The sequence below is a fragment of the Microvirga sp. VF16 genome (assembly GCF_016864375.1).
Taxonomy (GTDB): domain Bacteria; phylum Pseudomonadota; class Alphaproteobacteria; order Rhizobiales; family Beijerinckiaceae; genus Microvirga.
The window spans coordinates 665,898-678,794 of record NZ_CP069355.1; the positions used below are offsets into that span (position 1 = coordinate 665,898).

At 62.0% G+C, this 12,897-nt stretch carries 13 protein-coding genes; all 13 read left to right on the forward strand.

Features of this window, described 5'->3' with window-relative positions:
- Positions 1-99: 99 nt before the first annotated feature.
- From JO965_RS28615 to phnK, 13 genes are read left to right on the forward strand one after another with little or no spacing between them, the layout of a single operon-like run.
- Positions 100-876 (forward strand): DeoR/GlpR family DNA-binding transcription regulator, encoded by a 777-nt coding sequence (locus JO965_RS28615; protein WP_203445430.1) that lies wholly within the window; start codon positions 100-102, stop codon positions 874-876.
- Positions 821-2,662, forward strand: a complete 1,842-nt coding sequence (locus JO965_RS28620) for an ABC transporter substrate-binding protein (protein WP_246777043.1) — start codon at positions 821-823, stop codon at positions 2,660-2,662. Before JO965_RS28615 ends, JO965_RS28620 begins: the two co-directional genes overlap by 56 nt.
- Before the next feature lie 6 nt (positions 2,663-2,668).
- On the forward strand, positions 2,669-3,700 hold the full coding sequence (locus tag JO965_RS28625; RefSeq protein ID WP_203445431.1) for an ABC transporter ATP-binding protein: 1,032 nt from the start codon (positions 2,669-2,671) through the stop codon (positions 3,698-3,700).
- Complete coding sequence (locus JO965_RS28630) at positions 3,697-4,656, forward strand: ABC transporter ATP-binding protein (RefSeq protein WP_203445432.1); 960 nt, start codon at positions 3,697-3,699, stop codon at positions 4,654-4,656. Before JO965_RS28625 ends, JO965_RS28630 begins: the two co-directional genes overlap by 4 nt.
- Positions 4,656-5,600 carry an ABC transporter permease gene (locus JO965_RS28635; RefSeq protein ID WP_203445433.1) on the forward strand — a complete coding sequence of 315 codons (945 nt, stop codon included), beginning with the start codon at positions 4,656-4,658 and terminating at the stop codon, positions 5,598-5,600. Before JO965_RS28630 ends, JO965_RS28635 begins: the two co-directional genes overlap by 1 nt.
- The gene (locus JO965_RS28640; RefSeq protein ID WP_203445434.1) at positions 5,597-6,457 is read left to right on the forward strand and encodes an ABC transporter permease; all 861 of its coding nucleotides are present in this window, start codon (positions 5,597-5,599) and stop codon (positions 6,455-6,457) included. The genes JO965_RS28635 and JO965_RS28640 overlap by 4 nt, the downstream gene beginning before the upstream one ends.
- 10 nt (positions 6,458-6,467) lie before the next feature.
- A complete protein-coding gene (locus tag JO965_RS28645; RefSeq protein ID WP_203445435.1) occupies positions 6,468-7,727 on the forward strand; it encodes an alkaline phosphatase family protein in 1,260 nt (419 codons plus the stop codon).
- A 55-nt stretch (positions 7,728-7,782) separates the two neighbouring features.
- Positions 7,783-8,925 carry a phosphonate metabolism protein PhnM gene (gene phnM / locus JO965_RS28650; RefSeq protein ID WP_203445436.1) on the forward strand — a complete coding sequence of 381 codons (1,143 nt, stop codon included), beginning with the start codon at positions 7,783-7,785 and terminating at the stop codon, positions 8,923-8,925.
- A gap of 51 nt (positions 8,926-8,976) precedes the next feature.
- Positions 8,977-9,441: a phosphonate C-P lyase system protein PhnG gene (gene phnG / locus JO965_RS28655; RefSeq protein ID WP_203445532.1), complete on the forward strand. Its 465-nt coding sequence runs from the start codon at positions 8,977-8,979 to the stop codon at positions 9,439-9,441.
- Positions 9,438-10,073 (forward strand): phosphonate C-P lyase system protein PhnH, encoded by a 636-nt coding sequence (phnH, locus tag JO965_RS28660; RefSeq protein WP_203445437.1) that lies wholly within the window; start codon positions 9,438-9,440, stop codon positions 10,071-10,073. Before phnG ends, phnH begins: the two co-directional genes overlap by 4 nt.
- Entirely contained in the window at positions 10,074-11,183 is a 1,110-nt protein-coding gene (locus JO965_RS28665) for a carbon-phosphorus lyase complex subunit PhnI (protein ID WP_203445438.1), read from the forward strand.
- Positions 11,180-12,082 carry an alpha-D-ribose 1-methylphosphonate 5-phosphate C-P-lyase PhnJ gene (locus JO965_RS28670; protein WP_203445439.1) on the forward strand — a complete coding sequence of 301 codons (903 nt, stop codon included), beginning with the start codon at positions 11,180-11,182 and terminating at the stop codon, positions 12,080-12,082. The genes JO965_RS28665 and JO965_RS28670 overlap by 4 nt, the downstream gene beginning before the upstream one ends.
- Positions 12,079-12,882: a phosphonate C-P lyase system protein PhnK gene (gene phnK, locus JO965_RS28675; protein WP_203445440.1), complete on the forward strand. Its 804-nt coding sequence runs from the start codon at positions 12,079-12,081 to the stop codon at positions 12,880-12,882. The genes JO965_RS28670 and phnK overlap by 4 nt, the downstream gene beginning before the upstream one ends.
- The last annotated feature ends 15 nt before the right edge of the window (positions 12,883-12,897 follow it).

The following is a 12,897-nucleotide window of genomic DNA, read 5'->3' on the forward strand; positions in this document are numbered from 1 at the left end:
ATCGTTTCAGTAGGTTTGTAGCGAGATCCGGCCCTTCCGCCATGGTGGTGTTTGCGGTTCGATTTGGTTACTCTGGTGCAAATGCTGCAAGAGAGAAGAATGTCGCTCAGCCATAATCGTCACAAGAAGCTCATCGAAATGATCCAGACGGACGGGGAAGTGCGCATCCGCGATTTGATGTTGCAGTTCAAAATTTCCGAGGAGACCGCGCGACGGGATATTAAGCAACTCGAACAGGACGGCTTGGTCGTGCGCGTGCATGGCGGTGCAGTCGCCACGCAACAACCGAAACTCCTGGCCATCTCGTCGCGCGCCATTTCTGAACGCGCGGAAAAGAACGCCATCGCCGAAATCGCGCTCGGCCTCTTGAAGCCGGGACAGAATCTTTTTTTTGGCGGCGGGAGCACGGTGCTGTCCCTGGCGCGCCGCATATCCATGCTGCCGGAAATGCGAATCGTCACCAACATGGTCGATACCGCCATCGCCGCCGCCGAAGGCCGGCGGCATCACGTCGTCATGCTGGGCGGTGATTTCAACGGCGATTATCGCACCGTGACCGGATTTGCGGCTCTGCGCACGCTTCGCGAACAGCACATCGATATCGCATTCATCGGGGTCAATGCGGTGCATCCGACGCTCGGCGTCTTCGACCATGAGGAGGTCGGTCAGGAACTCGCGGCGACGCTCGCAGAGCAGTCCCGGAAGATCGTCGTGCTCGCCGACCATAGCAAGATCGGTTCGTCGGCGCGCTACCGGATCCTGCCTCATTCTGCGATCGCCACAATCATCACTGACCGGAAACCCGCGCCGGACATTCTGAGTGCGCTTGAAGCCGCCGGAACACAAGTCCTGTATCCGTCACAGAACCCGTCATAATCCGTCATTAAGATCCTTCAAAACGGAAGATGCCGAGCGAAAACGCCTGAATTCGGAGGTGTATTGTCACGCCTCAGGCCTTTTCTACTGCATAGTTGAAAAACAAAAACCCTCACAACCCGTCTCAACCCTGCATAAAACTGTCACACAAGTGCTCTATATGCCGGCGGTATCGGAGCTGGGAGCGGGCTTGTCCGCTCGACCAACAGAGAGGGTTTTTGAGATGCAAACAACTCGTCGCACATTTCTCAGCATGACGGCTCTGGCCGCCAGCACAATGGCATTGCCCCGCTCCATCCTGGCAGCAACCGGCCAGCGGCCGAGCCTCAATATTGCCGTTCAGGACCTGCGCACCATACTGGAACCGGTCGACAGGAACGCCATCGCCAACGTTTCCTGGCGAGTTCAGTACAGTATTTATGACCAGCTTCTGCGGACCGATTATAACGACAACTATCGCCTGCATTTCGCACTCGCGAAATCGCTGAAGCAGATCGACGCGAAGACCTATGAGATTGTTCTGCGCGACAATGTGAAATTCCATGACGGCTCCACAATGACCGCTGACGACGTCGTGTATTCACTCGGGCCAGACCGGTTGCGTGGAGAGAAGGCCCCGGGCGCAGCGGTGTTTGGAAACTTTCTTTCCTGTCTTGCCGATGTGCAGAAAATCGATGATCGAACCGTCCGCCTGGTGACGAAAACGGAGGATCCGGTCTTCGCAGACCGACTCGGGGCCTGGGGCACACAGATCATCAGCGCCAAGGCACGGCATGCCGCCAGCAGCTATGAAGCTTGGGCAGCGAAACCGATCGGCACCGGCCCTTACAAGATCGGCAACGTTCGCGATGGCGACGAGATCACGCTGGTCGCGCATGATGAATATTGGGGCGGCGAGCCACCGTTTGCCTCTATTCGCTTCAAACGGCTGCCGGAGATCGCCGCCCGCATCGCCGGATTGAAGGCGGGCGACTACGACATTGTCACCGACATTACCCCGGATCACCTTGAAGAGATCGAAGGCATCAAGGGCCTTTCAGTTAGAGGCGACGAAGCCATGTGGTTCCGCTTCCTCACATTTTCTCCGCTCAAGACTTCCGTTTTGAAGGATGCGAATCTTCGACGCGCACTCGCTTCGGCTATCGATCGGGAAGCGCTGGCGGATGGCCTCTGGAACGGCCGGGCAAAGGCGCTCAACGGCTGGCAATTGCCGATCTTCGGCGAGATCAATGATCCAGGCCGCAAGGGGGCGTCATATGACCCGGAACTGGTCAAGGAACTGCTCGCCAAGTCGTCGTATAAGGGCGAAGAAATCCCCTATCCTTCCGTCGGCAATTATTATCCGATGCAGCTTGCCGACAACCAGGCCCTCGTCGAGATGTGGAAGGCCGTTGGGATCAACGTAAAGCTGATCATCTGCGAGAACTGGACGCAGGTAAAAGAGGCCGGCGGCATAGCCGATACCTCCGGTGGCGCCTTCTACGCCGATCCGGTTTCCATGCTCTGGCAGATTATCGGGCCGACAAATACGCTGCAGGCAACTGGCGGTTGGACCAATGCCGAGTTCAATGCGCTCGGCCATGAACTCGAGACAATCACCGATATCACCAAGCGCCGCGCGGCCTTCAAACGCATGCAGGATATTGTCGAGATAGAGGATCCCTGCATCACGCCGCTGCATACCATGCCGTTCCTCTACGGCCAAAAGGCGGATCTCGCCTGGCAACCAAATCCGTTGCCGCAGATGTGGCTCGGCCCGAAGCTGCCGCCTGACCCGGTGGCCTGAGCTCCCATGCTGAACGCACTTTTGCAGAACGGCGCGAGCCTCGCGCCGTCCCCGGCTCTCGGTGTCGGACATCCCGCCGCAGCGCTTGGGATCAAGATCTCCGGTTTGACCATAACGTTCGGCGGCGTGCCTGTGCTGCATGGGGTCGATCTCGCCGTTGGCAAGGGCGAAGCCGTGGGCATCGTCGGCGAATCAGGCTGCGGCAAGTCCGTGACGTGGCGGGGGGTGCTGGGCCTTTTGCCGAAATCCGCCGAGGTCAGAGGTGAAGCCTGGCTTGGCGATCTCGATCTTATCGGTACGCGCCGATCCGCCCTGGATCGCGTGCGTGGCGGACGCATCGCCATGATCTTTCAGGATCCGGCCAGTGCGCTGAACCCGGTGCACCGGATCGGCGCGCAGATTACCGAGGCGCTTCGCCTGCATCGCGAGCTTACGGGGGCTGCCGCAAGCGCCGAGGCCCGCCGCCTGCTCGACCAGGTCGGAATCGCTGATGCCAATACCAGACTCAAGACCTATCCGCATGAACTGTCTGGCGGCCAGAACCAGCGGGTGATGATAGCCATCGCGCTCGCCGGCCGACCCGAGCTTCTCATCGCCGACGAGCCGACGACTGCGCTGGACGCCACCGTGCAGGCGCAGATCCTGCTGCTGCTCAAGGAGATCCAACGCGACACCGGCATGGGGCTGGTGCTGATCAGTCACGACCTTGCCGCGGTGGGCGCGGTCTGTGATCGGGTTTGCGTCATGTATGCCGGGCGGATCGTCGAAAGTGCGCCAACACACACGCTTTTATCCGCCCCGCAACATCCCTATACGCGCGATTTGATAGGAGCCATTCCGCCATCGCATGGACCGCGCATGCGGTTGACCGCCATTGCTGGCGCCCCGCCGCAGCGCGTCCTGCCGCCGGGATGCGCCTATGCACCACGCTGCCGGGACGCGGTCACGGCATGCGGCACCGTCCGGCCGGAACTGCGGCCGGTCTCCGCGCAGCATTCAGCCGGTTGCCTTCGTCTCGAATCCGGAGGGGGCCGATGAGCCTGTTGCGTCTCGAAGCCATCACCCGCCGCTTCCCGCTCGGCTCCCCGGTCTTCGGATCACGGAAATATCTCGCCGCCGTCGATGGCGTGTCGCTGGAAGTCGAGATCGGCAAGACGACTGGCATTGTCGGAGAATCCGGCTGCGGCAAATCCACCACCGGCCGGATCGCACTCGGTCTGGAGCCGCCGGACAGTGGGCGGGTGCTGTTTGATGGTTCACCGCTACCGTCGGTCGACAGCAAGGCATGGCGCGCACAGCGACGTCAGATGCAGCTCGTCTTTCAGGATACCTTGGCTGCACTCGACCGCCGGATGACCGTTGGCGCCCTGATCGCCGAACCGCTGGAGATTCATGCCATCGGCGATGCTGCGAGCCGCAGGCAACGCGTGGATGAGCTTCTCCACGCCGTCGGCCTCGGAGAGGCCCATGGTGCGCTGTATCCGCATCAGCTTTCCGGTGGGCAGCGCCAGCGCGTCGTCCTGGCGCGAGCGCTGGCCCCGAAACCTTCGCTTTTGGTCTGCGACGAGCCGGTGTCGGCACTCGACGTCTCTGTCCAGGCACAAATCGTCAACCTGCTGATGGATCTTCAACAGGACCTCGGCCTCGGCATTTTGTTCATCAGTCATGACTTGCGCATCGTGCGCCATGTCAGCGACCAAATTGTTGTTATGTATCTTGGCCGCGTCGTTGAGCAGGGCCGCGCCGACGACGTCATTCATCGTCCCGCCCATCCCTACACGCAGGCGCTCGTGTCGGCCATGCCGCAGCTCCCGGGCGGCTTCGATCATTATGTCCCATTACCCGGCGAACCGCCAAGCCCCGCCGATCGACCGCCCGGATGCCCGTTTCATCCACGTTGTCCATTGGCACAAGACATCTGTCGCCAGAACCTGCCCGAACTCCTGCCGTCAGGTCCGGAGCGGAAGGTCGCCTGCCATCGCGTGAGGGACTGATGACCGCAACATTCATTCGTTATATGTCACCCAAAATCGTGCGCGCCGCAGTTTCGGTGCTAGTGGTCGTGACCTTTACATTCGTGGTCCTGCGTGTCTCCGGAGATCCGGCGCTGCAAATTCTCGGCCCCGACGCCCGAGCCCCGGATATAGAGGCGTTTCGCCAGCAGTTTGGGCTCGATCAGCCTCTGTATGTGCAGTATTTTCGTTACATCCTGGCGGCAATTTCCGGTGACTTCGGCAATTCGATGCTGGCTGGAAAACCAGCCTTGCAAGTTGTCTTTGATCGCGTGCCCCTGACATTGGCGCTGATGCTCCCGGCATTGGCGCTCACCATGTTGATCGGGATTCCGGTTGGTGCATATGCCGCCATGCATCGCGACAACTGGATCGACCGAGCCGTGATGACAATGACGGTGCTGGGCTTCACGGTACCGAGCTTTGTGCTCGGACTGCTGTTAATTCTGATCTTTTCGGTAACGCTCCGCTTGTTTCCTTCTGGCGGCTCAGATGGTTGGGCAAGCTTTGTCCTGCCGGTGCTAACGCTTGGATTGGGCGGGGCGGCCATTATCGCCCGCTTCACGCGCAGCGCCATGATCGAAGTTCTGTCGCAGCTCTATATCGTCGCGGCCAGCGCCAAGGGTGTGACGTGGCGGCAGGTTGTTCGTCATCACGCTTTTCCGAATGCGATCATTCCGGTGCTAACGCTCTTTGGCATGATGCTCGGCGGACAGGTTGCTGGCGCGGTCCTGGTGGAAAGCGTCTTCGGTTGGCCTGGCCTCGGCCAATTGCTGGTGGTTTCGGTTGGGAACCGTGATCTCGCCGTGGTTCAGGTCATCCTCCTTCTCGTTGCCCTGACGATGACATCGGCCAACTTGGTGATGGATCTGCTCTACGGTGTGTTCGATCCGCGCCTGCGTGAAACAAGGTCAGGATCGCGATGAATATGGCAACCATAGAAGACAAACTCCCGGTGATTCAGAGAACGGACTTGCCGACACTTCTTGCGGTGGGCTGGGTTCTGCTCATGCTAATCATAGCACTTGCTGCGCCGCTTATCGCACCCTACGAGATCACCGCCATCGACCTACGCCATCGCCTGGCGCCGCCTATAGGTTTCGGCGGAACGATGCAGCATATCCTCGGAACCGACGATCTCGGCCGTGATATTGCCTCGCGTCTCTTTTATTCGATCCGCACCAGCCTGCTGGTCGCCTTCGGCGCCACCGCCATCAGCGTGTTCGTCGGCACGGCAATTGGATTCGTCGCCGCCTATTTCCGCGGACTCGTTGAGCATGTCCTGCTCCTGATGATCGACGTGCAGGCGTCTCTCCCGTTTCTCATCGTGGCGCTGGCGATGCTCGCGTTCTTCGGCAATTCGCTGGTGCTGTTCGTCTGCCTGATGGGGATTTACGGCTGGGAGCGCAATGCGCGGTTGGCACGGGGGCTGGCAATGGCAGCCGGGGCGCAAGGATATGCGAGTGCGACACGCCAACTCGGCGCTCATCCTTTGCGCGTGTACCTCCGGCATATCCTGCCCAACAGTGCGGCAACACTTCTGGTCGCCGCTACGGTAACCTTTCCTGAAATCGTGCTGGTGGAAAGCGGCCTGTCCTTCCTCGGCCTCGGTGTCCAGCCTCCGATGACCAGTCTCGGCCTCATGGTCGCCGCTGGGCGTGAATATATTGCCCGCGCGCCCTGGATGCTCCTCTCACCGAGCCTTGTGATCGTGTTGACCGCTGTCGCAGTCAGCGTTCTTGGCGACTGGCTTCGCGACAAACTCGATCCGACCCTCAACTGACGGTATCCCCATGCAAAGAAAACTGATCGCAATCCAGGTCGACGGCGTAAGCGCCGATACCTTTGAAAAATATGCGCATCGCTTGCCGAACATGAACCGGCTCGCTGCTGCGGGCCTGCGTGTCCGCCGGCTGAAATCGGCCGTGCCGGCGACCTCCGTTCCCGGCCGGGCGACGATGCTGACCGGCGTCGGACCAGAGGTGCACGGCGTTTACGGAAACCACATCTTCCGTGGTGATGCGTTCGTGGCGCCGCTCGCCGAAGACCTGCAGGTGCCGACGATCGCGGCTCATGCCAAGGCCGCCGGTCTCGACGTCGTGACGATCGGTCAGGCGCTGGTCGATCCGGCCGATACATCTGTCTACGTCTCGCCCTGGTGGCTGCGCGGCTTCATGACAGGGCATCGCTTCGGAAAGATGGTCACCCCGGAGGCTTTGGCCGCTTCGCGAGCGATCCACGACCCCGAGAACAGGCTCGTCCTTGCCGGCATGACGGATATGGATGCTTTTCGGGCGCCGGTCGATGACAGCGCACCGGTGTTGATCGCTGGCCTTGCGCTCGATCAGTTCATCAATCGCGCTGTTGTCGCCCTGCTTGGTTCGGCTCGCCCACCGGATCTCGTGTTGACGGAGATCGAAATGCCGGATTCGTTCCAGCATTATCTCGGCTATGACAGCCCGGCGGCGATCTGGTCGGTGGAATTTGCCGACATGCTCATCGGCAACGTGCTCGCCGTGCTGGAAAGCACCGGGCGCCGCGATGACTACGTTATTGCGGTCGCCAGCGATCATGGTCATGGCCCGGTCGACACGGCGATTTTTCCAGAAGCGATCATCCCCGAAATGCACTGGATGACGGAAGGCGCGAGCCTCTACGTTTCACTCAAGACGCCCGGCGATCTCGAGAGAGTGGCCGAGCGGCTGCTGCCATACGGCGTCGAACTCTGGAACGACCATCATGTGCCGGAAAATCTTCGTGGCACGGTGGCGATGTTCGTCGCGCCACCCCGGCATTCGTTCGAGGAGCGGCCCAAGGATGCTTCAGGACCGCTCTCGGCGACGGGCAGTCCGCGCGCCATCTCGACGCACGGCTTCCGACCGGGCAGCCCTGAGGACGATCGCATGTTCATTCTTTCCGGCAATGGTGTTGCGCCGCAGATCATCGAGGGAGCGAATGCAGACCAGTTTGCGCCGACGCTGGCCAGCGTGCTTGGGCTATCGCAGGCGCCTTATGCGGGGCGTTCCTTGATCGCGGAAGTGAGCCACCCATAGTGCGGGGCCTGCAAGCGCTTGAACTGCACCTGAAGTAAATCGAAGAAGATATCCAATGTGCTTACAAATCTCCAACGCGCGCATCGTGTGCGAAAATCATGTCGCAGAGGCGGGCCTCGCAATCTGCGATGGCCTCATCGATTCTTTTGAACAAGGTGGGACACCGAAAGCGGAAGCTATCGACTTTGAGGGCGACTTCCTGCTGCCCGGCCTGATCGATCTGCATACCGACAATGTCGAACACTTCATGCAACCGCGGCCGGGCGTGCAGTGGCCTTCTTCCCTTGCTGCAGTGCTTGCCCACGATTGGCAGTTGCTCGGCAGCGGCATCACGACCGTGCTCGATGCGCTCGCGCTCGGCGACTACGACAGCGGCGGCGCTCGTCTGGTCATGCTGAACGAGGCCATCGACGGACTGACGCAGGCGCGCGAAGCCGTTCTTCTAAAGACCGACCACTATTTCCACTTCCGTTGCGAACTTTCCGATGCGGCCCTGTTCCCGATTGTCGAAAGGCATATCGACAATCCCGGGCTCAGACTCATCAGCATGATGGACCACACGCCAGGCCAGCGGCAGTGGCACAATCTGACGCTCTATCGCGAGTTTCGCCGCAAGAAGAACGCCCGGGTGTGGACGGAAGACGAGTTCGCGCTCTACGTCGCCGAACGCCGCGAGCATCAGCAGCAGTATGTCCCGCCGAGCCGTGCAATCATCGGACGCCTCTGCCGCGAGCGCAATATCCGCATCGCCAGCCACGACGACACAACTGCCACAGACGTCGATCAATCGCATGCCGACGGCATCACGATCAGCGAGTTTCCGACGACAGTCGAGGCGGCGAGCCGCGCCCGCGAACTCGGCATGAAGATCGTCATGGGCTCGCCGAACATCATCCTCGGCGGTTCGCATTCTGGCAATGTCAGTGCGATGGAGCTCGCCGACCGTGGTCTCCTCGACGTGCTGACTTCCGACTACGTGCCGGGAAGCCTGCTGCATGCCGCATTCGCGCTAGCGGGAAAAGGCTTCGATCTCCCGGAATCGGTCGCCATGGTGACGAAGAACCCCGCCGACCTGCTCGGCTTTGCCGATCGCGGCCGCATCGCTCCCGGCCTGCGCGCCGACCTGATCCGTGTGCGCCTCGTCGACGGCGTGCCGGTGATCCGCAACATCTGGGTCGCCGGTCGACAGTATCTCTAACGGGTGCGCGAGCGAAAAAAGGAACAAGAAATGATGAACTCGAACATGAGGATGGAAGCCGAGCAGGCTGCCATCGCACAGCGATCCGACTGGCTCAGCATCCTGTCGCGCAGTATCGGCAGTGAGCTCGAGGCTGTGGGGGCCGACGTGGTGAGCGGCGTGACCTTTGAATGGCTTCGGACTCCGCATGTCGGCTTGGTGATGGTTCGGGGCCGCGCCGGGGGGGCGGGCAATGTCTTCAATCTCGGCGAGATGACGGTAACCCGCGCTTCGGTGCGGCTTGAAGACGGAACCGTCGGGCACGGTTACATCCAGGGCCGCGACAAGCGCCAGGCCGAACTGGCCGCCATCGTCGATGCGCTGCTGCAGCGGCCGGACCGCCATGACGAGATTTTGGCGAAGGTGATCGAGCCGCTTCGGGAAAAAGCCGAAGCACGGCGTCTTGAGAAGAGCCGCAAGGCCGCAGCCACCAAGGTCGAGTTCTTCACCATGGTTCGCGGGGAGAACCCGGCATGACGATACAGTCTTCAGCATCAAACGTGCGTACCGTTCCCCCCGCCGGCGCTTCGCTGCAGCCCGGCTTTGCCGATCCGGTCTTTGACGCGCAGGCGGTGTTTCGCGCGAGCTTACTCGCAACCGCTTATCCCGGCCGCGTCGTGCAGGTCGATCGCGCTTTGATGCCGCCGCGGCCCTTATCATCGGCAACCGCGGCACTCTGCCTGACGTTGATGGATTTCGAGACGCCGGCCTGGCTCGACCGACAGACGGCATCCGGCGAGGTGGCCAAATGGCTGCGCTTTCACTGCGGCCTGCCCGTCACAGACGATCCGATGACGGCGCGCTTCGCTCTGATCACCGACACGATGACCATGCCGCGCCTCTTCGAGTTTCATCCGGGCGACGTGGAATATCCTGATCGCTCGACGACGCTGATCATCCAGGTTCCGTCGCTCACCGAGGGACCTACGACCACCTGGACTGGCCCCGGCATCAAGACGAGCGCGAGCGTCGGCATCGACGGGTTGCCCTCCTGGTTCTGGTCCGACTGGAACTTGAACCGGGAGGTCTATCCGCGCGGAATCGACGTCATCTTCACGAACGGCAATACCCTGGTGGGCCTGCCGCGCACGATAACAGTGGAGGCATAAATGGCTTATGTTGCCGTCAAGGGTGGCGAACAGGCCATCCTCAACACCCACAGGCTGATCTCGGAAACGCGGCGCGGCGATCCGGTCTTAGCCGAACTGGCGCTCGCTCAGATCAGCGAGCAGTTCGGCCTTGCCGTCGATCGGGTGATGGCGGAAGGATCGGTCTATGACCGCGAGCTTGCGGCGCTCGCCCTCAAGCAGGCGCAAGGGGACGTGATCGAGGCGATCTTCCTGCTGCGCGCCTACCGCACCACGCTGCCCCGCATTGCCGTGTCCGAACCGATCGATACATTGAGGATGGCGATCCGCCGGCGCATCTCGGCGACGTTCAAGGACATTCCAGGCGGTCAGGTGCTCGGACCCACCTACGACTATACCCACCGGCTGCTCGACTTTGCCTTGGCAGCCGAAGGTCTGGAACGACCGCAGGCGGAACGCACTGCTGCTCCCCTTGAGGAGGAAGTCCCGCGGGTGGTCGACCTGCTCGACAGCGAGGGCCTGATCGAGGAGGAAAGCGACGAGGGCCAGGGCGAGATCTTCGATCTGACCCGCGAGCCGATGAGCTTTCCGGCCGGTCGCGACCAGCGCCTGCAGAATCTCGCCCGCGGCGACGAGGGTTTTCTGCTCGGACTCGCCTATTCGACGGTCCGTGGTTACGGCGGCGCTCATCCCTTCGTTGGTGAACTGAGGTTGGGCGAAGTGGTGGTCGAGATCGTCCCCGAGGAGCTCGGTTTTCCGATCGCGGTCGCCGAGGTCACCGTCACCGAGTGCCAGATGATCAACCAGTTCCACGGCACGGCCGCCAAACCGCCGCAGTTCACCCGCGGTTACGGCCTCACCTTCGGCCATAACGAGCGCAAGGCCATGGCCATGTCGCTGGTCGACCGGGCGATGCGCGCCCGCGACCTCGGCGAGGACGTGCGCTACCCGGCACAGGACGAGGAATTCGTGCTCTCCCACACGGATAACGTCGAGGCGAGCGGCATGGTCTCGCATTTCAAGCTGCCGCATTACGTCGACTTCCAGGCCGAGCTGGCGCTCGTCCGGCAATTGCGGGCCGAACACGGGGCCGCCCGCGCGACAGCCCAGATGAAGGAGGCCGCGGAATGAGCGCGACATCATCACAGCCGCACGACGACGGCTACAACTTCGCCTATCTGGACGAGCAGACGAAGCGGATGATCCGCCGCGCGCTGCTGAAGGCCCTGTCCATTCCCGGCTACCAGGTGCCCTTCGGCGGCCGCGAGATGCCGCTTGCCTATGGCTGGGGCACCGGCGGCATCCAGGTGACGGCGAGCGTCATCGGACCTGACGATGTCCTGAAGGTGATTGACCAGGGCGCCGACGACACCACCAATGCCGTCTCCATCCGCCGTTTCTTCCAGACGGTGGCCACCGTCGCCGTCACCGAAGCCACCGCGGACGCGACCATCATCCAGACCCGCCACCGCATTCCCGAGGCGCCGCTGACGGAGGGCCAGGTGCTCGTCTATCAGGTGCCGCAGCCGGAGCCCTTGAAGAAGATCGATCCGCGCGAGACCGAGACCCGCAAGATGCATGCCTATGCGGAATACGGCGCCATGCAGGTGACGCTGTACGAGGACGTCGCCCGGTTCGGCCGCATCGCCAAGACCTACGACTATCCGGCCATCGTCAACGGCCGGCATCTGATGTCGCCCTCGCCGATCCCGAAGTTCGACAATCCGAAGATGGAGAACAATCCGGCGATCCAGCTGTTCGGCGCCGGCCGCGAGAAACGCATCTATGCCGTGCCCCCCTATACCACCGTCCGCAGCCTCGATTTCGACGACCATCCCTTCGAGGGGCAGACCTGGCAGGGCTGCTGCGCGCTCTGCGGCTCAACGACCAGCTATCTCGACGAGGTGATCACCGACGACAAGGGGTCGCGCCTATTCGTCTGCTCCGACACCGATTTCTGCAACACACGCCAGATCGAGGCCGCCGCTGCTTCCAAGGCAAGCAATGAAACGGCAGGAGAGCAAAAATGACTTTCAATCCGGTACGCAAATCGGCTTTGAAGCCTCCCTTGCTCGACGTCGCTGGCCTGTCCAAGTCCTATGGCGGCCAGATTGGCTGCCGCGACATTTCCTTCACGATCCGACCCGGCGAGGTGCTCGGCATTGTCGGCGAAAGCGGCTCCGGCAAGTCGACCTTGCTCGCCTGCCTGTCCGGCCGGCTGACGCCGGAGGCCGGCACGATCACCTATGACATGCAGGGCCGCGGCCCGGTCGACATCCTGACACTGTCCGAGCCCGAGCGGCGGCGGCTGGCGCGCACCGACTGGGGCATCGTCCACCAGAACCCGCGCGACGGACTGCGCATGGATGTGAGTGCCGGTGGCAACATCGGCGAGCGGCCGATGGCGATCGGCGCCCGCCATTACGGCCAGATCCGGGCCGAGGCGCAGGACTGGCTGCACAAGGTCGAGATCGACCTTGCCCGCACCGACGACCAGCCGCGCACCTTCTCTGGCGGCATGCAGCAGCGCCTGCAGATCGCCCGCAACCTCGTCACCCGACCGCGGCTGGTGTTCATGGACGAACCGACCGGCGGCCTCGACGTCTCGGTCCAGGCGCGCCTGCTCGACCTGCTGCGCGGCCTCGTGCGCGAGCTCGGCATCGCCGCCATCATCGTCACCCATGATCTCGCCGTCGTGCGCCTGCTCGCCGACCGGCTGATGGTGATGCAGCGCGGCCGCGTCATCGAGCACGGCCTGACCGACCAGGTGCTCGACGATCCGCATCACCCCTATACGCAACTGCTCGTCTCCTCTGTTCTGCAGGTCTGAGGCGGCAAGGACATC

Coding starts and splice junctions, on each gene's coding strand:
- phnH (WP_203445437.1), top strand. CDS start 9,438: ATGACGATACAGTCTTCAGCATCAAACGTGCGTACCGTTCCCCCCGCC.
- JO965_RS28635 (WP_203445433.1), top strand. CDS start 4,656: ATGACCGCAACATTCATTCGTTATATGTCACCCAAAATCGTGCGCGCC.
- JO965_RS28615 (WP_203445430.1), top strand. CDS start 100: ATGTCGCTCAGCCATAATCGTCACAAGAAGCTCATCGAAATGATCCAG.
- JO965_RS28645 (WP_203445435.1), top strand. CDS start 6,468: ATGCAAAGAAAACTGATCGCAATCCAGGTCGACGGCGTAAGCGCCGAT.
- JO965_RS28665 (WP_203445438.1), top strand. CDS start 10,074: ATGGCTTATGTTGCCGTCAAGGGTGGCGAACAGGCCATCCTCAACACC.
- phnG (WP_203445532.1), top strand. CDS start 8,977: ATGGAAGCCGAGCAGGCTGCCATCGCACAGCGATCCGACTGGCTCAGC.
- phnM (WP_203445436.1), top strand. CDS start 7,783: ATGTGCTTACAAATCTCCAACGCGCGCATCGTGTGCGAAAATCATGTC.
- JO965_RS28630 (WP_203445432.1), top strand. CDS start 3,697: ATGAGCCTGTTGCGTCTCGAAGCCATCACCCGCCGCTTCCCGCTCGGC.
- JO965_RS28625 (WP_203445431.1), top strand. CDS start 2,669: ATGCTGAACGCACTTTTGCAGAACGGCGCGAGCCTCGCGCCGTCCCCG.
- phnK (WP_203445440.1), top strand. CDS start 12,079: ATGACTTTCAATCCGGTACGCAAATCGGCTTTGAAGCCTCCCTTGCTC.
- JO965_RS28640 (WP_203445434.1), top strand. CDS start 5,597: ATGAATATGGCAACCATAGAAGACAAACTCCCGGTGATTCAGAGAACG.
- JO965_RS28670 (WP_203445439.1), top strand. CDS start 11,180: ATGAGCGCGACATCATCACAGCCGCACGACGACGGCTACAACTTCGCC.